Origin of the sequence: Pseudomonas alliivorans, from assembly GCF_017826695.1 — a bacterium.
In the GTDB taxonomy this organism is placed as follows: domain Bacteria; phylum Pseudomonadota; class Gammaproteobacteria; order Pseudomonadales; family Pseudomonadaceae; genus Aquipseudomonas; species Aquipseudomonas alliivorans.
Genome location: NZ_JAFFZW010000009.1, coordinates 106,780 through 128,620, shown reverse-complemented (window position 1 = coordinate 128,620; position 21,841 = coordinate 106,780). Strand labels below are relative to the sequence as shown.

22 protein-coding genes are annotated in these 21,841 nt (G+C 60.9%); 14 read left to right on the top strand and 8 right to left on the bottom strand.

What is annotated here, in order from left to right:
- Positions 1-18: 18 nt before the first annotated feature.
- The 3 genes from eutC to exaC form a co-directional block, all read right to left on the bottom strand.
- Complete coding sequence (gene eutC, locus JTJ32_RS21225) at positions 19-897, bottom strand: ethanolamine ammonia-lyase subunit EutC (protein ID WP_210043202.1); 879 nt, start codon at positions 895-897, stop codon at positions 19-21.
- The gene (locus tag JTJ32_RS21220) at positions 894-2,288 is read right to left on the bottom strand and encodes an ethanolamine ammonia-lyase subunit EutB (protein ID WP_184323534.1); all 1,395 of its coding nucleotides are present in this window, start codon (positions 2,286-2,288) and stop codon (positions 894-896) included. Before JTJ32_RS21220 ends, eutC begins: the two co-directional genes overlap by 4 nt.
- 260 nt (positions 2,289-2,548) lie before the next feature.
- Positions 2,549-4,069, bottom strand: coding sequence for an acetaldehyde dehydrogenase ExaC (gene exaC, locus JTJ32_RS21215; protein ID WP_184323533.1), 1,521 nt, complete (start codon positions 4,067-4,069; stop codon positions 2,549-2,551).
- Positions 4,070-4,295: 226 nt separating this feature from the next.
- On the opposite strand from exaC, the gene mpl reads away from it, so the two are divergent.
- Genes mpl through JTJ32_RS21200 form a run of 3 tightly spaced genes read left to right on the top strand, consistent with a single transcriptional unit; the run spans position 4,296 to position 6,548 of the window.
- Positions 4,296-5,645: a UDP-N-acetylmuramate:L-alanyl-gamma-D-glutamyl-meso-diaminopimelate ligase gene (gene mpl / locus JTJ32_RS21210; RefSeq protein ID WP_210043201.1), complete on the top strand. Its 1,350-nt coding sequence runs from the start codon at positions 4,296-4,298 to the stop codon at positions 5,643-5,645.
- Positions 5,642-6,271, top strand: coding sequence for a flavin prenyltransferase UbiX (ubiX, locus tag JTJ32_RS21205; protein ID WP_099227109.1), 630 nt, complete (start codon positions 5,642-5,644; stop codon positions 6,269-6,271). Before mpl ends, ubiX begins: the two co-directional genes overlap by 4 nt.
- Entirely contained in the window at positions 6,264-6,548 is a 285-nt protein-coding gene (locus JTJ32_RS21200; RefSeq protein WP_099227173.1) for a YceK/YidQ family lipoprotein, read from the top strand. Before ubiX ends, JTJ32_RS21200 begins: the two co-directional genes overlap by 8 nt.
- A gap of 100 nt (positions 6,549-6,648) precedes the next feature.
- Here JTJ32_RS21200 and JTJ32_RS21195 read toward each other — a convergent pair whose 3' ends face one another.
- The 3 genes from JTJ32_RS21195 to JTJ32_RS21185 all read right to left on the bottom strand — a co-directional run bounded on the left by JTJ32_RS21195 (position 6,649) and on the right by JTJ32_RS21185 (position 9,639).
- Positions 6,649-7,290: an oxidoreductase gene (locus JTJ32_RS21195; RefSeq protein ID WP_184323530.1), complete on the bottom strand. Its 642-nt coding sequence runs from the start codon at positions 7,288-7,290 to the stop codon at positions 6,649-6,651.
- A 27-nt stretch (positions 7,291-7,317) separates the two neighbouring features.
- Complete coding sequence (locus JTJ32_RS21190) at positions 7,318-9,045, bottom strand: C13 family peptidase (RefSeq protein ID WP_184323529.1); 1,728 nt, start codon at positions 9,043-9,045, stop codon at positions 7,318-7,320.
- A gap of 138 nt (positions 9,046-9,183) precedes the next feature.
- A complete protein-coding gene (locus tag JTJ32_RS21185; protein ID WP_099227106.1) occupies positions 9,184-9,639 on the bottom strand; it encodes a MaoC family dehydratase in 456 nt (151 codons plus the stop codon).
- Between the two features lie 204 nt (positions 9,640-9,843).
- Between JTJ32_RS21185 and JTJ32_RS21180 the strand changes: the two genes are divergently transcribed.
- The 3 genes from JTJ32_RS21180 to JTJ32_RS21170 are packed head-to-tail and all read left to right on the top strand — an operon-like array spanning position 9,844 to position 11,521.
- Positions 9,844-10,206, top strand: a complete 363-nt coding sequence (locus tag JTJ32_RS21180; RefSeq protein WP_099227105.1) for a CidA/LrgA family protein — start codon at positions 9,844-9,846, stop codon at positions 10,204-10,206.
- A gap of 2 nt (positions 10,207-10,208) precedes the next feature.
- The gene (locus tag JTJ32_RS21175; protein ID WP_180274274.1) at positions 10,209-10,919 is read left to right on the top strand and encodes an LrgB family protein; all 711 of its coding nucleotides are present in this window, start codon (positions 10,209-10,211) and stop codon (positions 10,917-10,919) included.
- Between the two features lie 11 nt (positions 10,920-10,930).
- The gene (locus tag JTJ32_RS21170; RefSeq protein WP_099227103.1) at positions 10,931-11,521 is read left to right on the top strand and encodes an LON peptidase substrate-binding domain-containing protein; all 591 of its coding nucleotides are present in this window, start codon (positions 10,931-10,933) and stop codon (positions 11,519-11,521) included.
- Between the two features lie 62 nt (positions 11,522-11,583).
- Here JTJ32_RS21170 and JTJ32_RS21165 read toward each other — a convergent pair whose 3' ends face one another.
- Positions 11,584-12,900 (bottom strand): bifunctional DedA family/phosphatase PAP2 family protein, encoded by a 1,317-nt coding sequence (locus JTJ32_RS21165; RefSeq protein WP_210043200.1) that lies wholly within the window; start codon positions 12,898-12,900, stop codon positions 11,584-11,586.
- A gap of 3 nt (positions 12,901-12,903) precedes the next feature.
- Positions 12,904-13,575, bottom strand: a complete 672-nt coding sequence (locus tag JTJ32_RS21160; RefSeq protein ID WP_184323527.1) for a DNA-3-methyladenine glycosylase — start codon at positions 13,573-13,575, stop codon at positions 12,904-12,906.
- 271 nt (positions 13,576-13,846) lie between these two features.
- Here JTJ32_RS21160 and JTJ32_RS21155 point away from each other — a divergent pair, with 271 nt between their 5' ends.
- From JTJ32_RS21155 to JTJ32_RS21120, 8 genes are all read left to right on the top strand, one after another.
- Complete coding sequence (locus JTJ32_RS21155) at positions 13,847-15,112, top strand: glutamate-5-semialdehyde dehydrogenase (protein WP_210043199.1); 1,266 nt, start codon at positions 13,847-13,849, stop codon at positions 15,110-15,112.
- 22 nt (positions 15,113-15,134) lie between these two features.
- On the top strand, positions 15,135-15,794 hold the full coding sequence (gene nadD, locus JTJ32_RS21150) for a nicotinate-nucleotide adenylyltransferase (RefSeq protein WP_184323570.1): 660 nt from the start codon (positions 15,135-15,137) through the stop codon (positions 15,792-15,794).
- 61 nt (positions 15,795-15,855) lie between these two features.
- Positions 15,856-16,242 (top strand): ribosome silencing factor, encoded by a 387-nt coding sequence (gene rsfS, locus JTJ32_RS21145; protein WP_004885856.1) that lies wholly within the window; start codon positions 15,856-15,858, stop codon positions 16,240-16,242.
- Between the two features lie 9 nt (positions 16,243-16,251).
- Entirely contained in the window at positions 16,252-16,719 is a 468-nt protein-coding gene (rlmH, locus tag JTJ32_RS21140; RefSeq protein ID WP_003313894.1) for a 23S rRNA (pseudouridine(1915)-N(3))-methyltransferase RlmH, read from the top strand.
- Between the two features lie 28 nt (positions 16,720-16,747).
- On the top strand, positions 16,748-18,643 hold the full coding sequence (mrdA, locus tag JTJ32_RS21135; RefSeq protein WP_099227098.1) for a penicillin-binding protein 2: 1,896 nt from the start codon (positions 16,748-16,750) through the stop codon (positions 18,641-18,643).
- A gap of 31 nt (positions 18,644-18,674) precedes the next feature.
- Positions 18,675-19,778, top strand: coding sequence for a rod shape-determining protein RodA (gene rodA / locus JTJ32_RS21130; protein ID WP_167378066.1), 1,104 nt, complete (start codon positions 18,675-18,677; stop codon positions 19,776-19,778).
- A gap of 5 nt (positions 19,779-19,783) precedes the next feature.
- Entirely contained in the window at positions 19,784-20,803 is a 1,020-nt protein-coding gene (gene mltB, locus JTJ32_RS21125; RefSeq protein WP_371321857.1) for a lytic murein transglycosylase B, read from the top strand.
- Entirely contained in the window at positions 20,803-21,828 is a 1,026-nt protein-coding gene (locus JTJ32_RS21120; protein ID WP_210043198.1) for a septal ring lytic transglycosylase RlpA family protein, read from the top strand. Before mltB ends, JTJ32_RS21120 begins: the two co-directional genes overlap by 1 nt.
- Positions 21,829-21,841: the final 13 nt, after the last annotated feature.

The following is a 21,841-nucleotide window of genomic DNA, read 5'->3' as shown; positions in this document are numbered from 1 at the left end:
GGCTTTAGAAAGCGCAATCTAATGCGGGTCGTCCGGGCCCGCGAGCAGGAAATTGCCGGTGCGTCTGCTCAGGTTGTCGGCGGTCTCGTCGGATTCCACAGTCTTGAGTTCCGCTTCGTCCTTGAGTTTTACCCCTGACACCTGGCGGCGGCAGGCCTCGCGCATCAAGTACAGCAGGCGATGGGCTGCCATGCCGTAGCTCAGGCCTTCCAGCCGGATGTTGGAGATGCAATTGCGGTGCGCATCGTTGAGTCCGACTTTCGGCGCGTAGGTGAAATACAGCCCCAGGCTGTCGGGAGAGCTGAGGCCGGGGCGCTCGCCGATGAGGATCACTACCATCTTTGCACCCAGCAGTTCGCCGATTTCGTCGGCGATGGCCACGCGACCCTGTTCCACCATGATCACAGGCGACAGTGTCCAGCCTTCTGCTTCAGCCTGTTCTTCCAGGCGCACCAGAAAGGGCACCGCGTGGCGATGAACGGCCAGCGCCGACAGGCCGTCTGCCACCACTATCGCCAGATCAAGCCCGCCCGGATGAGCGGCTGCGTAATCGCGCAACTGGCTGGCAGACTCATCGTTCAGGCGTCTTCCCAGATCGGGCCGTTGCAGGTAATTGTCACGGTCAGCGGCCGCGCTATGCAATAACAGGGTTTCGCGGCCTTTTTCAGCCAATTGGGCACTGATGCCTGCATGATCGAACGCCAGATGCACTGCGTCGCGCGCCTGGGCATGTGCCAATTGAAAGTCCAGTTGCGCGGAGGTCGGCAGACTGGTGCCGGTGCGGCCCAGCGCGATACGGGCCGATGTGAGACGACGCAGTTCCAGCCAGGGATTGGGCGGCGTGGTGTCCGGACTTGTTGCAGTGCTTTCCAGTTCATTCACAGGCCGTTCCCTCATGCCAGATGCGCCAGGGCGTGACGGAAAGCGGGTGGCAGGCTGTCGCCGAAACGCACCCGTCCGTCGGCCTGAGTGAAGATGCCCATTTTTTCCAGCCAGGCCTCGTATTCCGGCGCTGGCCGCAGGCCCAGGCTTTGCCGGGCATACAGCGCGTCGTGGAACGAAGTGGTCTGGTAGTTGAGCATGATGTCGTCGGAGCCTGGGATGCCCATGATGAAGTTGATCCCGGCCACGCCCAGCAGTGTGAGCAGCGTGTCCATGTCGTCCTGATCGGCTTCGGCATGATTGGTGTAGCAGATGTCGCAGCCCATCGGCACGCCCAGCAACTTGCCGCAGAAATGGTCTTCAAGCCCGGCGCGGATGATCTGTTTGCCGTTGTACAGGTACTCCGGGCCGATGAAGCCGACCACGGTATTGACCAGAAACGGATTGAAATGCCGCGCAACGGCGTAGGCGCGGGTTTCGCAAGTCTGTTGATCGACACCGTGGTGCGCGTTTGCCGACAGCGCGCTGCCTTGTCCGGTCTCGAAATACATCAGGTTCTGCCCGAGCGTACCCCGGTTCAGGCTCAGGCCTGCTTCGTAACCTTCCTGCAGGAGCTTGAGATTGATGCCGAAACTGGCGTTCGCAGCTTCGGTGCCAGTGATCGACTGGAACACCAGGTCCACCGGCACGCCGCGGTTGATCACTTCGATGGACGTCGTGACGTGAGTCAGCACGCAGGACTGGGTCGGAATTTCGTAGCGCTGGACGATGGCGTCGAGCATTTCCAGCAAGGCGATGATGGACGAGGTGCTGTCGGTGGCCGGGTTGATGCCGATCATGGCGTCGCCGTTGCCGTACAGCAGGCCGTCCAGCACGCTGGCTGCGATACCGGACGGGTCGTCGGTAGGGTGATTGGGTTGCAGGCGGGTCGATAGGCGACCACGCAGGCCGATGGTGTTACGAAAGCGCGTGACGACGCGGATCTTCTGCGCCACCAGTACCAGATCCTGTACGCGCATGATCTTCGAAACGGCGGCAGCCATTTCCGGCGTCAGCCCTGGCGCCAGTGCTCGCAGGCTGCTTTCGTCGGCCTGATCGCTGAGCAGCCAGTCACGAAAGCCGCCAACGGTCAGATGGCTGACGGGGGCGAAAGCCAATGTGTCGTGGGTATCGATGATCAGGCGCGTGACTTCGTCATCTTCGTAAGGAATCAACGCTTCTTCAAGAAAATGCTTGAGCGGGATGTTCGCCAGCGCCATTTGCGCGGCTACACGCTCGCCGTCGTTCTGCGCTGCGACTTCGGCCAGAAAATCGCCGGAACGCGCAGGGCTGGCCTTGGCCATGACTGCTTTGAGGCTGTCGAAGCGGTACGTCTGCGCGCCGACAGAATGAGAAAAGCTCGCCATACAGATTCTCCATGACGTCCCGCTGCTCGCGTCGGACGTGGTCTTTCGGTCGAACCGGTGACGTCCCGGTTCAAACGACTGTGGGAAGCTATGTAAGCAATTAATACTCCATCCTGAGGATGAGTGCGAGTTTGCAGGGTGTAGCGGGTGGGCCTGACTGGCGATGCGTTATGTCGGGGCATTGATCGGTGACAGCGTGCACGACGATGGGGCGGGCTGCATGCCCACGCGAACGTGGGCATGATCATCCCGTCAGTGGATCAGAAGAACCCCAGCGGATGGGTGTCGTAGCTCACCAGCAAATTTTTGGTCTGCTGATAGTGCTCGAGCGCAACCTTGTGGGTTTCGCGGCCGACGCCGGATTTTTTGTAGCCGCCGAACGCCGCATGCGCAGGGTAGAGGTGGTAGCAGTTGGTCCAGACGCGACCAGCCTTGATGGCACGGCCCACGCGGTATGCGCGGTTGATGTCGCGGGTCCAGAGGCCGGCACCCAGACCGAACTCGGTGTCGTTGGCGATTGCCACGGCTTCGGCTTCGTCCTTGAAGGTCGTGACGCTGACTACCGGGCCGAAGATTTCTTCCTGGAACACACGCATCTTGTTGTTGCCTTTGAGCAACGTCGGCTGGATGTAATAGCCGCTCGACAGATCACCTTCCAGCTTCTCGACCTTGCCGCCGGTCAACAGCTCCGCGCCTTCGCCCTTGGCGATATCGAGGTATGAAAGAATCTTGTCGAACTGCTGCTCGGACGCCTGAGCGCCGACCATGGTGTCGGTGTCCAGCGGATCGCCTCGCTTGATCTTCTCGACCTTGCGCATCACCGCTTCCATGAACTGTGGATAAATCGATTCCTGAACCAGCGCGCGGGACGGGCAGGTGCAGACTTCGCCCTGATTGAAGAACGCCAGCACCAGGCCTTCGGCCGCTTTCTCGATGAACTCCGGTTCGGCGCTCATGATGTCTTCGAAGAAGATGTTCGGCGATTTGCCGCCCAGCTCCACGGTGGACGGGATGATGTTGTCCGCCGCCAGCTTCATGATGTGCGAGCCGACCGGGGTCGAGCCGGTAAAGGCAATCTTGGCGATGCGCTTGCTGCTCGCAAGGGCTTCGCCAGCTTCACGGCCATAACCCTGCACGATGTTCAGGACACCGGGTGGCAGCAGGTCGCCGATCAGTTCGATCAGCACGCTGATGCCCAGCGGGGTCTGCTCGGCAGGTTTGAGCACGATGCAGTTGCCGGCCGCCAGTGCAGGCGCCAGCTTCCAGGCCGCCATCAGGATCGGGAAGTTCCACGGGATGATCTGCCCGACCACGCCCAGCGGCTCATGGATGTGATACGCGACGGTGTTGCCGTCGATCTCGGCAGCGCTGCCTTCCTGTGCGCGCAGCACACCGGCAAAGTAGCGGAAGTGGTCGGCGGCCAGCGGAATGTCGGCGTTGAGGGTTTCGCGAATCGCCTTGCCGTTGTCCCAGGTTTCGGTGATGGCCAGGGTTTCCAGATTGGCTTCGATGCGGTCTGCGATCTTCAGCAGGACCAGCGAGCGGGCCTGCACCGAGGTCGAGCCCCAGGCTTGGGCGGCTGCGTGGGCGGCATCGAGCGCCTTGTCGATATCTTCTGCCGTGGAGCGGGGGAATTCGGCGATGGCCTTGCCGGTAACCGGCGAGGTGTTGGTGAAATACTGACCTTTGACCGGGGCGACGAACTCGCCGCCGATGTAATTACCGTAGCGTTCCTTGAAGTTGACGATGGCGCCTTCGGTACCGGGATGAGCGTAACGCATGGTATGTCTCCTGGTTCTTGTTTTGAGGAAGTCTGTATCGATTCAGCTTTCAAACATCTGGCAGCAGGTTATCAAGAGTAGGCTATTTGCCGCGCCTTCGGGACCTGAACTTTAGCCTCATGTTTGCGGCCTCGACCAGACCTCGGGCGACAGCATCGCGTACAAACTCTGGGTGCCATTTCACCCTCCCTACGTTAACCTGCCGGGATGTTCTGAGAGGTTGGTCATGCATATTCATATCCTTGGTATCTGCGGCACGTTCATGGGTTCGCTGGCGGTGCTCGCCAAAGAGTCGGGCCATAGGGTTACGGGCTCCGACGCCAACGTCTATCCACCCATGAGTACGCAGCTCGAAGCCCAGGGCATCGAACTGACCCAGGGTTACGACCCTGCGCAGCTTGACCCTGCGCCGGACCTGATCGTGATCGGCAACGCCCTGTCGCGTGGCAACCCTGCGGTCGAGTATGTCCTGAATAAAGGCTTGCCTTATGTGTCCGGCCCGCAATGGCTGGCCGACCATGTGTTGCAAGGTCGCTGGGTTCTTGCCGTGGCGGGCACGCACGGCAAGACCACCACCAGCAGCATGCTGGCCTGGGTGCTCGAACACGCAGGCATGAGCCCCGGCTTCCTGATTGGCGGTGTCCCGCAGAACTTCGCGGTCTCGGCGCGCCTGGGTGATACGCCCTTCTTTGTGGTCGAAGCCGACGAATACGACAGCGCGTTCTTCGACAAGCGATCCAAGTTCGTCCACTACCGTCCGCGCACGGCAATCCTCAACAACCTTGAGTTCGATCACGCGGACATCTTCCCGGATCTTCCCGCCATCGAGCGTCAGTTCCATCACCTTGTGCGTACCATTCCGAGCGAAGGTCTGGTGATTCATCCGACCACAGAGCCCGCGTTGGCGCGCGTCATCGGGATGGGCTGCTGGACGCCTGTGCAGACCACCGGACACGGCGGTCAATGGCAGGCCCGTCTGTTGAGCGAAGACGGCTCGCGCTTCGAGGTGATCTTTGAAGGACAGGTGCAGGGCACGGTCGAGTGGGACATGACAGGCCAGCATAATGTGGCCAATGCCTTGGCGACCCTGGCAGCCGCCCGTCATGTGGGCGTGGTGCCTGTTCAGGGCGTCGAGGCCCTCAGTGCGTTCAAGAGCGTCAAGCGGCGCATGGAGAAGGTTGCCGACGTACATGGCATCACGATCTATGACGACTTCGCCCACCACCCGACTGCGATTGCCACGACGCTGGACGGTCTGCGCAAGAAGGTCGGCGACGCTCCGATCATTGCCGTTATCGAGCCGCGTTCCAACTCCATGAAGCTCGGCGCGCACCGCGACGGCCTGCCCGAAAGCGTTCAGCAGGCCGATCAGGTGGTCTGGTACGCGCCTGCCAATCTGGGCTGGGACCTGGGCGCGACTGCGGCCGAATGCACGGTGCCTGCGGTGGTTTGCGATTCGCTTGAAGCAATCATTGCGCGGGTCAAGAGCCAGGCACAGCCGGGCACGCATATCGTGATCATGAGCAACGGCGGGTTCGGCGGCCTGCATGGCAAACTGGCCGAGGCTTTGAAATGAACGGGCCGGAGCGTATTACCGTCGCGATGACCGGCGCCTCGGGCGCGCAATATGGTCTGCGTCTGCTGGACTGTCTGGTGCGTGAAGATCGGGAAGTGCACTTCCTGATCTCCAAGGCGGCGCAATTGGTCATGGCGACCGAAACCGATGTGCGCCTGCCGCCCAAGCCGATGATGATGCAGGCGTTCCTCACCGAGTACACCGGTGCAGCGGCGGGGCAGATTCGGGTCTATGGGCGCGATGACTGGATGTCGCCGGTGGCTTCGGGGTCGGGCTCGCCCAGCGCTATGGTGGTGGTGCCCTGTTCGACCGGCACGCTGTCGGCGATTGCGACCGGGGCCTGCAACAACCTGATCGAGCGTGCGGCCGACGTGACGCTCAAGGAGCGCCGCCAGTTGATTCTGGTGCCACGCGAGGCGCCGTTCTCCAGCATTCACCTTGAGAACATGCTCAAGCTGTCGAACATGGGCGCAGTGATTCTTCCCGCGTCCCCTGGCTTTTACCATCAGCCGCAGACCATTGATGATCTGGTGGATTTCGTGGTCGCACGGATTCTCAATCTGCTGAACGTGCCGCAGGACATGCTGCCGCGTTGGGGTGAGCATCATGTCGGTGGCGATGAATAAACTGCTGGTGATTGGGTTGGCGCTGGTCATGACCGGCTGCGCCACCGCACGTACGCTCAATGCCGCCAAGCCCGGCGCGCCGGTGGTCTATGCCGGAACGCGGCTGAACCTGTATGCACTGCAGGGCGGTTGCTGTGCGACCGACCGTTTCGGGGCTGAAGCGCCGAGCTATCCCGGACTGGATCTGCCTGGCAGTGCGTTGCTCGATACCTTGCTGCTGCCCTTGTCAGTGCTGACCGCGCTGGGGTTCGGCGTTCAAGCCACAGGCGGGCTTTGACAGTCGTTGAGTTTATCGACTGTACCGATGCTTTGTGACGCGGAGCGTCACGGAAGGCGTTACCAGGCTGGAGCGTGGTAACGATCAGCAATTTCCTTCTTTATTTCCCCAGCTTGCGCAGCTCATCCGACTCGACGACCCGCTCGCCATCCTGCTCTTCCAGCGCCAGTCGCCACAGTGCGCGGGCCAGTTGGCAGGCTTCGATGGCGCCGTATTTGCCGGGAATCAGCTTGGCAATGGGCGCGGCCAGTTGCTCGGCCCAGCGGGTTTCCGGGCGATTGCCGACCAGCAGGGACGGACGGGCAATGGTCAGTTGCGGCCAGTCCTGCGCCCTGAGCGCCTGCTCCATCTCGCCTTTGATGCGGTTGTAAAAGACACTGGATTTGACATCGGCACCGACCGCGCTGATGACCAGCAGGTGCCGGGCGCCCAGTTCACGCGCTCGTTTGGCAAACGCAACGACCAGATCCAGATCGACCGCCTTGAATGCATCCTGCGAGCCCGCCTGTTTGATGGTCGTACCCAGACAGCAGAATGCGATGTCCACCCGGCCACCCAGCGATGGCAGTAGTGTGCTCAGGTCGCCGACCGGGTTTTCAAGGCGAGGATGCTCCGCCAGTGCCCGGCGTGTAGGGGCCAGAACGCGGCTGACGGTAGGTTCGTTGAGCAAACGGTCCAGCAGGTGTTCGCCGGTCAGGCCTGTGGCTCCTGCGAGCAGGATGTGTTGCGGCGTCAAGTACATAATGTTTCTCCCTTGATACGGATAAGCCTAGCGGCTACTCGAGGTCTTCGCTTCCTTGCGAGTCAACGCCGTGTTCAGCGCGCGTTCTGCCTGATTCTTGCGCAGCAGTTGCCAGCGGGCAATGACGCCTTTGGGGGCCCATATCTGCGGCTCTGATGCTTCGAAGTTGTCTTCGGTTTCGCGTCGTGCCACGTAGGCTTTGGCCTCATTGAACGCCTGCTGCAAGTCATCGGTTTCGACCAGGGCTTTACCGAATAGTGCATCGCCAAAATAGGTGAAGTCGGCCTCTTCCGAGCAGCCGAAGGAAACGCGGTCAGCGCGGGATGCGGTCATGACCACCGTTCGCTCGTCTTTGAGGTCCGGTATGAAACCGCCTGAATAACAGGCCGAGATCACCACAACCTTGTCGCGATTTTTCAGCGGCGCCAGTGCGGCGGCCAGTGCGTCGGCAGGCAGGTCGGCCAGCGACAGACGCGGCTGGTCGAGCACCAGTTCATGGTCCTGTGTGCCGTGGCTGGTCAGGTAGATGAAGATCAGGTCTTCAGGACCGGTGCGCTGCGCCAGCGTTTGCACGGCGCGCGTAATGGTCTCGCGGGTCGCCATCGGGCGGTCATCCATGTGGTCGCGATGATTGACCAGGCTGATCTGCCCGACTGCGCCAAAGCGCGTGGCCAGCAGGTTGCTCACATAGTCCGCTTCACGCATGAACACGCTTTGCTTGCCGTCGCCGCCCACCACCAGGCTGTACAGTTCGGGGGCGGCGGTAGAGGCGGGCACAGCAGACAGCGCCTTCTCCAACAGTGAGCCCTGAACAAGCAGGCCTGTTTCCAATGCGTCTGGCAACAACTTGCCCTTGGCGTCACGGATGCGTTGACCGTTGGCCCAGATACCGCGTTGGACCGTGCCGTCAGCCGTCGTCAGAACGCCTTCGCCCTGATAGGTATCATCGGCAAACTCACCGACATAGGAACTTCCATCGGGCAGGTGCAGAGTTCCCTGGCCTGCGAAGCGCCAGTTATCGAAGCTGCCCTGATAGCGGCTGCCGTCGGAGCCGAGCAACTCGCCCTTGCCCGTCAGCGCGCCTTCCTTGAACTCTCCGCTCCAGACGTCACCGTCACTGTTTTCATAGCGACCCTGTCCGTCGAGCTGACTGTTGCGAAAGCGGCCGACGTATTGATCGCCGTCAGCGCTGGTGAAGCTGCCGTTGCCTTGCAACTGGCCATCAACGAACATCCCGCTGTACTGATTGCCGCTGGCATCACTGCGTATGCCTTCGCCGTTGGGTTTGCCGTTGGCGAACAGGCCCTGATACTGACTGCCGTCTTCCATCTCCAGGCGGCCCGGGCCGTCATACAGCCCTTGCTTGAACTGGCCGCGATACAACAGGCCCTTGTCTTTCTGGGTGCCTTCGCCGTCGCGTTGACCCAGCCTGAAGCCGCCGACATAGCTGGCACCGCTGCGGGTGGTGAGCTTGCCCTGGCCGTTGAACAGGCCTTGTTCGAAGCCGCCTTTGTAGATGTCGCCGTTGCTGGCATGCAACTCGCCGATGCCTTGCCTCTGGCCGCGATCAAACTGGCCTTCGTACCAACTGCCGTTGGGGTAATCGATCCGGCCCTGACCTTGCAGCACGCCGTCTACCAGGTCTCCGCGGTAACGCCCGCCATCGGGCAGACGGCCATCGGGGGGCAGCAGTGATTCGCCATCACCGCAACCTGCGATCAAGAGTGTCAAAGCCAGTGGGGCGAGCGCGCGCATGTGAGATCCCGGAAGAGTGATTCAGGATTGAGCGTGGCTCTGCTTATGCAGATGTTATGTCTCAACCGTCGGCGAGTATGCCGCAGTGAGTAACGGGTACGAAACAGTCTGTTACGACTGTTTCGTTTTTCAGACGTGTTACACGAAGCACATCGACAGTGGCTCGGCGACAAACGCCGGTTTTTCCTGACCTTCGATCTCCATGGTCGTGGTCGCCTTGAGCAGCCACTGGCCGGGTTTCTTCTCGGTAGCGTCAGTCAGCTCAACCTTCAGGCGCACACGGGAATTGACCAGCACCGGCTGAACGAAGCGCACGGTATCCAGTCCGTAGTTGATCACCATCTTCATACCGTCGGGCAGGACCAGCAGATCGCCCATCAGCTTGGGGATCAGCGACAGCGTGAGAAAGCCGTGGGCAATGGTTGCGCCGAACGGGGTGTGGGCGGCCTTGACCGGATCGACATGGATGAACTGAAAATCCCCTGTTGCCTCGGCGAACAGATTGATTCGTTCCTGATCGATGGTCAGCCAGTCAGAACATCCCAGTTCCTTGCCGATGTAGTTCTTGAGCTCTGTAACCGGTACAAAAGGCATTTCACTCTCCTTGTCATGTGATGTTGTAGCGTAATGCCGATGCCTGCGCAGGACACTGCCTGCGGGCGAACCACTAGATCAGCAGAGGGTTGCGGGTTGGTCAAGGAAGGTCATGCACGCGAATACCTGCACATAGGCACTGGCGCGTCATGTTTATAATGCGGCCGAGAAATCGCCGGATCTTTCTAGTGTGCTGGAGTGCTCATGTTGCTACGGGGTTTGACCTGGCTGGTGCTGTTCCAATTGTTGGGGACAGCGCTCAACCATCTGTTTCTATCGATACTGCCGGGGCCGATCATCGGTCTGGTGCTGCTCATGGCGTTTCTGATGACGCGCGGTGAGGTGAGTGAGCCCATCAGCATGGCGGCCAGCAGCCTGCTGCGTTACCTGCCGTTGCTGCTGGTACCGCCCGCAGTGGGTGTGATGGTGTATGCGGCAGCCATTGCCGAGGATTTCTGGGCCATTTTCGGCACCCTGTCACTGTCGTTGATGATTTCCCTGACGTTCGCCGGCTGGCTGATGCAAAAGCTCATCGAGCGTCAGGCTCGCCGTCGGGAGCCGTCATGAGTCTGGACTGGCACGGCGCCTGGGTCTCGGTGATCCATCATCCGCTATTCGGAATCGCCATCACGTTGGGCGCCTACCAGCTGGCCATGGCCGCCTACGAGAAAACCCGCTGGCTGTTTCTGCAGCCGGTGCTGGTCTCGATGCTGGTGGTGATCGGCATCCTGCTGACCTGCGGACTGGATTACGCCGAATACCGTAAAAGCACTGAAATACTGGGGATTCTGCTGGGGCCAGCCACGGTCGCTCTAGCCGTGCCGCTTTATCTGAATCTGCGTCGCATTCGGCAGTTGTTATGGCCGACCTTGACTACGCTGGTGATTGGCGGCGTTTTTGCCACAGGTCTTTGTGTCGGACTGGGCCTGTTATTCGGGGCCGATCACATGATTCTGATGACGATGGCGCCCAAATCGGTGACCTCGCCCATTGCCATGCTGGTCGCGGAGCAGATGGGTGGCGTCGCAGCGCTGGCGGCGGTATTCGTATTGATTACCGGCGTTTTCGGTGCCATTTTCGGGCCCGGCCTGCTGTCGCTGGCAGGTGTCGAGAATCAGGCTGCCCGGGGTATGGCCCTGGGCCTGACAGCGCATGCGGTCGGTACTTCCGTTGCGCTGCAGGAAGGCGAGGAATCGGGGGCGTTCGCCGCATTGGCGATGAGCCTGATGGGGGTTGCGACGGCAGTGTTTCTGCCGTTGGCGATGTCGTTGGTCGTTTGAGGGGGCTTTTTATGACGTTGCCTTTGTTTCCATTGAACGCTGTGCTGTTTCCTGGGTGCGTGCTCGACCTGCAACTGTTCGAGGCGCGTTATCTGGACATGATCGGTCGCTGCATGAAGCAGGGCGCAGGGTTCGGTGTGGTGTGCATCACCCAGGGCAGTGAAACGGGTTCTGCTCCGGGCGGCTACTCGCTGATCGGCTGCGAAGCGCTTGTTCAAGACTTTCAGCAGCAGGACAACGGTCTGCTGGGCATTCGGGTCGTCGGCGCACGGCGCTTTCGCGTGGTGGCCGCAGAGGTGCAGCGCGATCAGTTGCTGGTGGCAGAGGTAGAGTGGCTGGACGAGCCCGAAGAGCGCCCGTTGCAGGAAGAGGATGCCGATCTGGTTGCGCTGCTCGAAGCGCTGGCCGAACACCCGATGGTTGCGTCGCTGAACATGGGCGTCAGCGCTACGGGTCAGCAGTCACTGTCCAACCAGTTGGCTTACCTGCTGCCGTTTACCGAAGAAGACAAGATCGAACTGCTGGAAATCGACGATCCCGAAGAGCGCCTGGATGCGATTCAGGAATTGCTGGATGAGATGCAGGGTGATTTGCAGGCTTGAGCCTGTGGCGTCCCGCAGTAGATCGCGAGCCGCCCCACAAGTTTTGCGTCTATCCAGCACCATCAATACTGATAACGCAGCACGCCATGCGACAGGGCGTGCACCGCAAACGTGCCGAGCAGTGCGGTCAGCGCCGGGATGATCAGCCACCACACTTTGGGCGACATGGCTGGCAGCGGCTCGTTGCGCTGGATGATCGCAAGGCTTGCGGCGCAGATGCAGAACGCCAACAGCATGCCCGCCAGAATATCTGTCGGCCAATGCACGCCCAGATACACGCGTGACAAGGCAATCGCCAGCGCCGGAATCCCGAAGACCAGCAACCAGGTCAGGCGCAGCCGCACCGGCTGGCCGCGTCCGGCCAGTACCGCGACGGTCATGAACAGCGCGAAAGCTGCTGAACTGTGCCCGCTCGGCATGCTGTAAGTGGTGAGCGGCTCGAGCAGGACTTCCGGGCGAGCCCGCGCGAAAAATGCTTTCAACGTGCCATTCGCCATAGCGGTGCCCAGCGTGGTCGCCAGCGCGAATGCTGCATGACGCCACTGTCTGGCGATCAATAGAACAATGATCAACAGCGCAGCAGCCAACAGCTGGGCCTTGAAATCGCCGATGCTGGTGACCAGCACCACAATGTGCTGCGCTGTCTCGCTGCGGTGCTCCTGCACCAGCGTCATCAGCCCGTTATCGAAATCCGTCAGGTAAGGCCAGCCAATGAACAGCGCGGCGACCAGCGCAAGACTGATCAGGGAAATGACTTTGGTCGCGTAGCGTTTCTGACGAATGCTGCTTTGAATACTCAGGCCGAACAGCAGTGCCAGGCCTGCGCCGACAAAGGCTGCCTCTGGCCAGAAGCCTTCTGGCAACGGCATCCGGATGGCCGCGCCGGCTGCCCAGCCCGGCATCAGGTAAGCAATCGACCAACCAGCTGCAGCCACCACGCTCACCGCCGCAAAGCGTGGGAACGGCATGTCGCACATGCCCGCAATCATCGGCAGCATCGGCCGCAGCGGGCCAATGAAGCGTCCCACCAGCAGGCTGGCGATGCCGTATTTGTGGAAATAGGATTCCGCGCCAGTCATCCATTCCGGGTGTGTGCGCAGCCCCGGCAACTGACGGATGCTCTGATGGAAGCGGCGGCCTATGAAGTACGACACCGCGTCACCCAGTAACCCGCCGAGAAAGCCCAGCAGCAACACCTCACTCAACGGCAGGATGCCGCTGCCAGCCAATGCGGCAATGGCAAACATGATGACCGTGCCCGGCACAACGATGCCGACAATCGCGACACACTCTATGAACGCGACTACAAAGATCGCGACGGCGACCCACGAAGGGTTTGCCGTCAGCCAGCCGGTCATGCCATTGAGCAGATCGCCCATGGGTCAGTTTCCTTGATCGAGAAGTAAGTAGTCGCGGCCTTCGACCTGACCGCGTCTGAGAGGGTTCCGCGTACAGAAACGGGCGTAATCGGCATCGACGAAGCGGTACATCAGGTGCTCGTCGCGCCCGGCGGGAATGCCGAGTCGAGTGGTCTGGATGATGCGGGTCGGGTGCTCGCCGACATCCTCGACCAGCAGCCTCAGTGGGTCGAAACGCTTTGCGTCCCACATCGGCACTTTCAGTCCCAGCGCCTTGCACAGCAGCGTCTGGCCTGCACACAGTCGCTGTGGTGGGCGAATGGCACCGCTGGCATCAGGGTTGTTCAGCTGCATTTGCGCCAGCGCATTTTCATCGCTGTGCGAGTCGGTCCAGGGGTACGCCGACTTGATCAGCACCGCGTTGCCCGGCCCTTCGGCACTGAAGTTCAGTGAGTCGCCGCCCCGGGCGTAATACATGTAAATGTGCCCGCCTTCGAGAAACAGTGCCTTGCGTTTCTCGGTGTAGCCCAACGAAGCGTGGCTGCCTTTCTCGGCGCAATAGTAGGCTTCAGTTTCGATGATGCGCGCGGCGAGCCACAGCTCGCCGACCTTGTGCCGGATGACCTTGCCCAGCAGCTCGCGCGCCAGGGTCTGGGCATCGCGATGAAAAAAGCTGTCGGGAAGTGCGGTCGGCATAGGCTGGCAACTGAAAAAGGTGGCTGCCGATAATAACAAGCGCTGCTTGAATTGCAGCTGAATGTGTCATGACGGCTGACTTTGTTGTTTCTGAAAGTGACTGGACCCAGACGCGCCTGATGCACGTCATGGCGGCATCTCGACCGTTGCAAATGGCGACAGTTGCAGAAAAGTGCGCACTGTTATCGACCATCCGCCTGTCTGCGCTGTCGTTCGAGCGGCACGACAGCTATAATCGGCCGCTTTCCTCTCTGCCAAGACCACTGAGACCATGACTGAGTCCGTTCTTGACTACATGACCCGTCTGGGTCGCGCCGCCCGCGAAGCTTCGCGAGTGATCGGCCGTGCCAGCACCGCGCAGAAAAACCGCGCCTTGCTGGCCACTGCCGCCGCTCTGGACGAAGCGCGTGCCGAGTTGTCCGCCGCCAATGCGCTGGACCTGGCCAACGGTCAGGCCAACGGTCTCGAGCCGGCCATGCTGGAGCGTCTGGCCCTGACCCCCGCCCGCATCGACGGCATGATCGTCGGGTTGCGTCAGGTCGCCGGTCTGCCGGATCCGGTCGGCGCGATTCGTGACATGAGTTATCGGCCGTCCGGTATCCAGGTCGGCAAGATGCGCGTGCCTCTGGGCGTTGTGGGCATCATTTACGAGTCGCGTCCGAACGTGACCATCGATGCGGCCAGCCTGTGCCTGAAGTCGGGTAACGCGACCATCCTGCGTGGCGGTTCCGAGGCCATTCATTCCAATCGCGCAATTGCTGCCTGCATCGAGCGCGGTCTGGCTGATGCCGGGCTGCCCGCGGCTGTGGTGCAAGTGGTCGAAACCACTGACCGCGCTGCCGTGGGTGCGCTGATCACCATGCCTGAATACGTGGACGTCATCGTCCCGCGTGGCGGCAAGGGTTTGATCGAGCGCGTCAGCCGTGACGCCCGTGTGCCGGTCATCAAGCATCTGGACGGCATCTGTCACGTTTACGTGAGTGCCCATGCCGATCTGGCGAAGGCGCAGAAGATCGCGTTCAACGCCAAGACCTATCGCTACGGTATCTGCGGCGCGATGGAAACCCTTCTGGTCGATCAGACGGTTGCCGCCGAGTTTCTGCCGCCGATGGCTGCGCAGTTTCGCGAAAAGGGCGTCGAGCTGCGTGGTTGCGAGCGCACCCGCGAGCTGATCGACGTCGTGGCGGCAACCGAAGAGGACTGGCACACCGAGTACCTGGCGGCGATCCTGTCGATTCGTGTCGTCACCGGTCTGGATGAGGCGATCGAGCACATCAACCATTACGGCTCGCATCACAGCGATGCCATCGTTTCCGATCATCAGGGTCAGACGCGCCGGTTCATGGCGGAAGTCGACTCGAGTTCGGTGATGGTCAATGCGCCGACCTCCTTTGCCGACGGCTTCGAATACGGGCTGGGTGCCGAGATCGGCATTTCTACTGATAAGCTGCACGCCCGCGGACCGGTGGGCCTGGAAGGGCTGACCTGCGAGAAGTACATCGTGATCGGTGACGGTCAGCTGCGCGGACAAGCCTGACTTGAGCGAGCCCATGACAACGCTGCCCAGACGTATCGGCATGCTTGGGGGCACGTTCGATCCGGTTCATATCGGCCATTTGCGCGGTGCGCTGGAAGTGGCTGAACTGCTGGAACTCGATGAGTTGCGCCTGACGCCCAGCGCCAGGCCTCCGCATCGCGACATGCCGAGTGTCACGGCTGAGGATCGTCTGGCGATGGTCCGCAGCGCAGTGCAAGGCGTGTCACCCTTGACGGTGGATGACCGTGAACTGAAACGGGACAAACCGTCGTATACCCTCGACACCCTGGAATCGATGCGCGCCGAACTGGCGCCTCGGGACCAGTTGTTCCTGTTGCTGGGTTGGGATGCCTTTTGCGGGCTGCCCTCCTGGCATCGGTGGGAAGAATTGCTGGAGCACTGCCATATCGTGGTGCTGCAACGCCCGGACGCGGACAGCGAGTCGCCGGATGCCATGCGCAATCTGCTGGCGGCACGCGCAGTCAGCGATCCGAAAGCCCTGAAAGGGCCGGGCGGCAACATTACATTCGTCTGGCAGACGCCTTTATCGGTGTCTGCCACCCAGATCCGTCAACTGCTGGCCAGCGGTAAGTCGGTACGTTTTCTGGTGCCAGACGCGGTACTGGCCTATATCGATGCGCACGGGCTTTACCGTGCGCCGAACACGGATGGGTCGCCCTGAAACTGCTTTTTACAGATAAGCGTTTGGGCGCTCCCACACATACGAGCTGAATGAGTTTTATATGACAAAGCAAAAAATGAGCAGTGAAGAAGTCGTCGCCGTGGCAACCGCCGCACTGGAAGACGTCAAGGGCGCAGACATTCTGTCCATCGATGTGCGTGACAAGACCAGCATCGCCGACTACATGCTGATCTGCACCGGTACGTCCAACCGCCAGCTCAATGCACTGGTCGACAGCGTTCGCGAGAAGGTCAAGGCTGCCGGTCTCATGCCGCTGAGCGAAGAAGGCAAGGGCGACAGCGATTGGGTCCTGCTGGACCTGGGCGACGTTATCGTTCACGTGATGACTGCCGCCGCACGCCAGTTCTATGACCTGGAACGTCTGTGGCAGGGTGCCGAGCAAAGCCGCGCTGCCAGCGCTGCGCACCACACTCCGGGTAACGAATAAGGCATTATCGTGCGTTTGCGTCTGATCGCCGTTGGTTCGCGCATGCCCAAGTGGGTGGAAGAAGGTTGGCATGAATATGCCAAGCGGATGCCGTCCGAGCTTGCGCTTGAACTGGTGGAAATTCCGCTCAATACCCGTGGCAAGAACGCCGACGTCGCGCGCTTTATCCGTCAGGAAGGCGAAGCGATGCTGGCGAAGGTCCAGCCGGGCGAGCGCATTGTCACGCTGGAAGTGCAGGGCAAGCCGTGGAGCACCGAACAGCTGGCGGTCGAACTTGATCGCTGGCGTCTGGATGCACGCACGGTCAATCTGATGGTGGGCGGTCCCGAGGGGCTGGCGCCGGAAGTCTGTGCCCGCAGCGAGCAGCGCTGGTCGCTATCGCCGCTGACCTTGCCGCATCCGCTGGTGCGTATCCTGATCGGTGAGCAGATGTATCGCGCCTGGACCGTTCTGTCCGGGCACCCTTATCACAAGTAGCATCGTTTTTACTGTGAATACGGCCTAAATGTCTCAACCGATCCGCCTCAAAGACCATGAGAAAGACGCACGCCTGGTGCGCGGCAGGGTCGTGTTCGGTGCTGTGGCGGTCGTGTTGCTGGTGTGTGTACTGATTGCCCGGCTGTATTTCCTGCAGGTCATTCAGTACGACTACCACTCGACGCTCTCGGAAAACAATCGGGTTCACGTCCAGCCGATTCCGCCCAGCCGTGGCCTGATCTACGACCGTAACGGCGTTGTGGTGGCGGACAACCGGCCCAGTTTCAGCCTCTCGGTCACGCGCGAGCGCTCGGGCGACTGGTCGGCAGTGCTGGACACCATCGTCGAGATTCTGCAGCTCACGCCTGACGACCGGATCATTTTCGAAAAACGCATGAAGCAGGGACGGCGTCCATTTGAGCCTGTCCCAGTTCTGTTCGAACTGACTGAAGAGCAGATTGCCCTGATTGCGGTCAACCAGTTCCGCCTGCCGGGCGTCGAGGTCGTGGCGCAACTGGTCCGGCACTACCCGCAAGGGCCACATTTCGCGCATTCGGTCGGCTATATGGGCCGGATCAACGAGAAAGAGCTCAAGAGCCTCGATCCGGTCAATTACAGTGGCACCCACCATATAGGCAAGACGGGCATCGAGCGTTTCTACGAGCCCGAGCTTCACGGTCAGGTCGGTTACGAGGAGGTCGAGACCAACGCCCGCGGCCGCGTGTTGCGGGTCCTCAAGCGTACCGATCCGATTCCCGGCAAGGACATCGTCCTGAGCCTGGACATCAATCTGCAGGAAGCGGCCGAGGCTGCGTTGGGCGGGCGCCGTGGCGCAGTCGTGGCGCTGGACCCGAAAACCGGCGAAGTGCTGGCTATGGTCAGCGCACCAAGCTTCGACCCTAACCTGTTCGTGACCGGTATCAGCTTCAAGGCCTACGCCGAGCTGCGCGATTCCATCGACCGGCCGCTGTTCAACCGGATTCTGCGAGGCCTCTATCCGCCGGGTTCGACTATCAAGCCTGCCGTCGCCATTGCCGGTCTTGATGCCGGTGTCGTGACGCCCGGTTCACGGGTGTTCGATCCGGGCTTCTACCAGTTGCCCAATTATGACCACAAATACCGGAACTGGAATCGTACGGGTGACGGCTGGGTCGATCTGGACACTGCGATCATGCGCTCCAATGACACCTATTTTTACGACCTGGCTCACAAGCTGGGCATCGATCGGCTTTCCGCCTACATGAACAAGTTCGGCATCGGCCAGAAAGTCTCGCTGGACATGTTCGAAGAGTCCGCAGGCCTGATGCCGTCCCGCGACTGGAAGCGAGCCACCCGCCGTCAGGCCTGGTTCCCGGGCGAGACCCTGATTCTCGGCATCGGCCAGGGCTACATGCAGGCCACGCCGCTGCAACTGGCTCAGGCGACTGCGCTGGTGGCCAACAAGGGCGTGTGGAACCGGCCGCATCTGGCCAGAACCATCGAAGGCAAGCCGCCGGTGGACGAGAACCCGATGCCGAATATCATTCTGCGCGACCCGGCCAACTGGGCCAGGGTCAACCACGGCATGCAGGAAGTCATGCACGGCGCGCGTGGTACGGCGCGAAAGGCCGCTATCGGTGCGCAATACCGCATCGCGGGCAAAAGCGGTACTGCACAGGTCGTTGCAATCAAGCAGGGCGAAAAGTACGACCGCACCAAGGTTCAGGAGCGGCATCGTGACCACGCCCTGTTCGTCGGCTTTGCGCCCGCCGACAATCCGAAAATCGTAGTCGCAGTGATGGTGGAGAACGGCGAGTCCGGCTCCGGCGTGGCGGCACCTGTTGTTCGTCAGGTGATGGATGCCTGGCTGCTCGACGAGAACGGCCAGCTCAAGCCTGAGTACGCCGATTCCATGAATCTGGAGGCTGCGGCCCGTGAAGAGTAATTTCGACCGCATCCTGTCCAGCGAAGACGTGATGCGCCGCCGCGCTACCTTTCTGCAGCGCATTCACATCGACGGCCCACTGCTGATCCTGCTGCTGACCCTGGCTGCGGGCAGCCTGTTCGTTCTGTATTCCGCAAGCGGCAAGAACTGGGACCTGCTGATCAAGCAGGCCAGTTCTTTCGGCATCGGTCTGGTGGCGATGGTGATCATCGCCCAGCTGGAGCCCAGATTCATGGCCCGCTGGGTGCCGGTCCTGTATGTGCTCGGGGTGCTGTTGCTGGTGGTGGTGGACGTCATGGGGCACAACGCCATGGGAGCGACCCGGTGGATCAACATTCCCGGAGTCATCCGCTTCCAGCCCTCGGAGTTTCTCAAGATCATCATGCCGGCGACCATTGCCTGGTACCTCTCCAAGCGCACGCTGCCGCCGCATCTCAAGCATGTGGTGGTCAGCCTGGCGTTGATCGGTGTGCCGTTCATTCTGATTGTGCGCCAGCCTGACCTCGGCACCTCGCTGCTGATTCTGGCGTCGGGTGCCTTCGTGCTGTTCATGGCCGGCCTGCGCTGGCGCTGGATCATCAGCGTACTGGCCGCAGCCGTGCCGGCGGCGGTCGCCATGTGGTTTTTCTTCATGCACGACTATCAGAAACAGCGCGTGCTGACCTTTCTCGACCCGGAAAGCGATCCACTGGGCACCGGCTGGAACATCATCCAGTCCAAGGCAGCCATCGGTTCGGGCGGTGTCTTCGGCAAGGGCTGGCTGCTGGGCACCCAGTCGCACCTGGACTTCCTGCCGGAGAGCCATACCGACTTCATCATTGCGGTTCTGGGCGAAGAGTTCGGGCTGGTGGGCATCTGTGCGCTTCTGATCATCTATATGCTGTTGATCGGTCGGGGGCTGGTCATTACCGCCCAGGCACAGACATTGTTCGGAAAGTTGCTTGCCGGTGCGCTAACCATGACGTTTTTTGTTTACGTTTTCGTCAACATCGGTATGGTCAGTGGCCTGCTGCCGGTTGTAGGTGTCCCGCTGCCCTTCATTAGTTACGGCGGAACTTCGCTCGTGACCCTACTGTCAGCGTTTGGGGTTTTGATGTCGATCCATACGCATCGTAAATGGATCGCTCAGGTTTGATTAAGGTGAACAACTCAATGCAAGCAATGCGTAACTGGGCTCGATATGCTCCGGTGGTCGGCCTGGTGGGCATCCTTGGATCGGTGCAGGAGGCCATTGCCGGTGATTACGATGGCTCACCTCAAGTGGCCGAATTCGTCGGCGAGATGACCCGTGACCACGGTTTTGCCGGCGAGCAGTTGATGGGGTTGTTCCGGGAAGTCGAGCGCAAGCAGGCGATTCTCGATGCCATCTCCCGTCCTGCCGAGCGCGTCAAGCAGTGGAAAGACTACCGCCCGATGTTCATCACGGACACGCGCATTGCCCGCGGCGTCGATTTCTGGCGTCAGCATGAGGCCGCACTGGCGCGTGCCGAGCAGGAATACGGCGTTCCGGCGCAGATCATTGTGTCGATCATCGGCGTCGAAACCTTCTTCGGTCGCAACACCGGCAACTACCGCGTGATCGATGCGCTGTCGACGCTGGGCTTCGACTATCCGCCCCGGGCACCGTTCTTCCGCAAGGAGCTGAGAGAGTTTCTGCTGCTGGCGCGTGAACAACAGGTCGATCCGCTGACCCTGAAGGGTTCCTATGCTGGCGCCATGGGGCTGCCGCAATTCATGCCGAGCAGCTTTCGTGCCTACGCCGTGGACTTCGACGGTGATGGCCATATCAACATCTGGACCGATCCTGATGATGCCATCGGCAGTGTGGCCAGCTACTTCAAGCGCCACGGCTGGGTGGGCGGACAGCAGGTCGTCAGCCGGGCCGATGCCCGTGGCGACCGCGTCGACGAAGGGTTGAGTCCGGGGCTTGATCCGGTCATGTCTGTCGGGGAGTTGCGAGGCCTGGGCTGGGCGAGTCATGATGCGCTGCGCGACGACATGCCGGTGACAGCGTTTCGCCTTGAAGGCGACAATGGTCCCGAATACTGGATGGGTCTGAATAATTTTTATGCAATCACCCGTTATAACCGCAGTGTGATGTACGCCATGGCCGTGTATCAGCTGTCTGAATCGTTGGTTCAAGCTCGAGGCGTCAAGTAATGCGGGCATTGCCGATTCGTACATCGTTGAAGTTGCTGGGTTTTGCAGGGCTGGCCCTGTTGGTCGCCAGTTGCTCTTCCCCTTCACGCACCACACAGCAGTCGCCAAAAGGCGGCGCGGTGGTGCGCTCCATGCCCGGTCTGGACATCAACCGTGCCCACAAGGACGGCGCGCCATGGTGGGACGTGGATGTCTCACGCATCCCGGATGCCACGCCGACCCTGCACACCGGTCCCTACAAGGCCAACCCTTATACCGTGCTGGGCAAGACCTACTTTCCGATGAGTGAGTCCAAGCGCTACGTCGCGTCGGGTACGGCGTCCTGGTACGGCACCAAGTTTCATGGTCAGAACACCGCCAACGGCGAAGTCTATGACCTGTACGGCATGAGCGCGGCGCACAAGACGCTGCCGCTGCCCAGCTACGTCAAGGTGACCAACCTGGACAACAACCGCACCGTGATTCTGCGGGTCAACGACCGTGGTCCGTTCTATTCGGATCGCATCATCGACCTGTCCTACGCGGCGGCCAAGAAGCTGGGTTATGCCGAAAGCGGCACCGCGCGCGTCAAGGTCGAAGGTATTGATCCACAGGAATGGTGGGCGCAGCGCGGCCGTCCTGCGCCGCTGATGCTCAATCAGCCGCAAGTGATGGCACAGGCGACACCGCCCGCGCTGAGCACCTCCACCGGGACGGTCGAGCAATACACACCGCCCCCTCAGCAACATGCTGCTCCCGTCGTGCCGGTTCAGGTTGACGCAAAAAAAAACGATTCAGGACAAGCCGCTGGGCTATTTCTCCAGGTCGGAGCCTTCGCGAACCCGGACGCTGCGGAGCTCCTGAGATCGAAGCTGAGCGGGATGGTTCGAGCGCCGGTTTTCGTGAGCTCGATAGCCCGCAATCAGCAGACGCTTTATCGCGTCAGGATGGGACCCGTCGGCACGCCGGGTGAAGCCCAGCAATTGCAGGACAGCGTCCGGTCGGCCAACCTCGGTCAGCCGAGCGTGGTGACATCGGACCAGTAACGGATTTTATGAC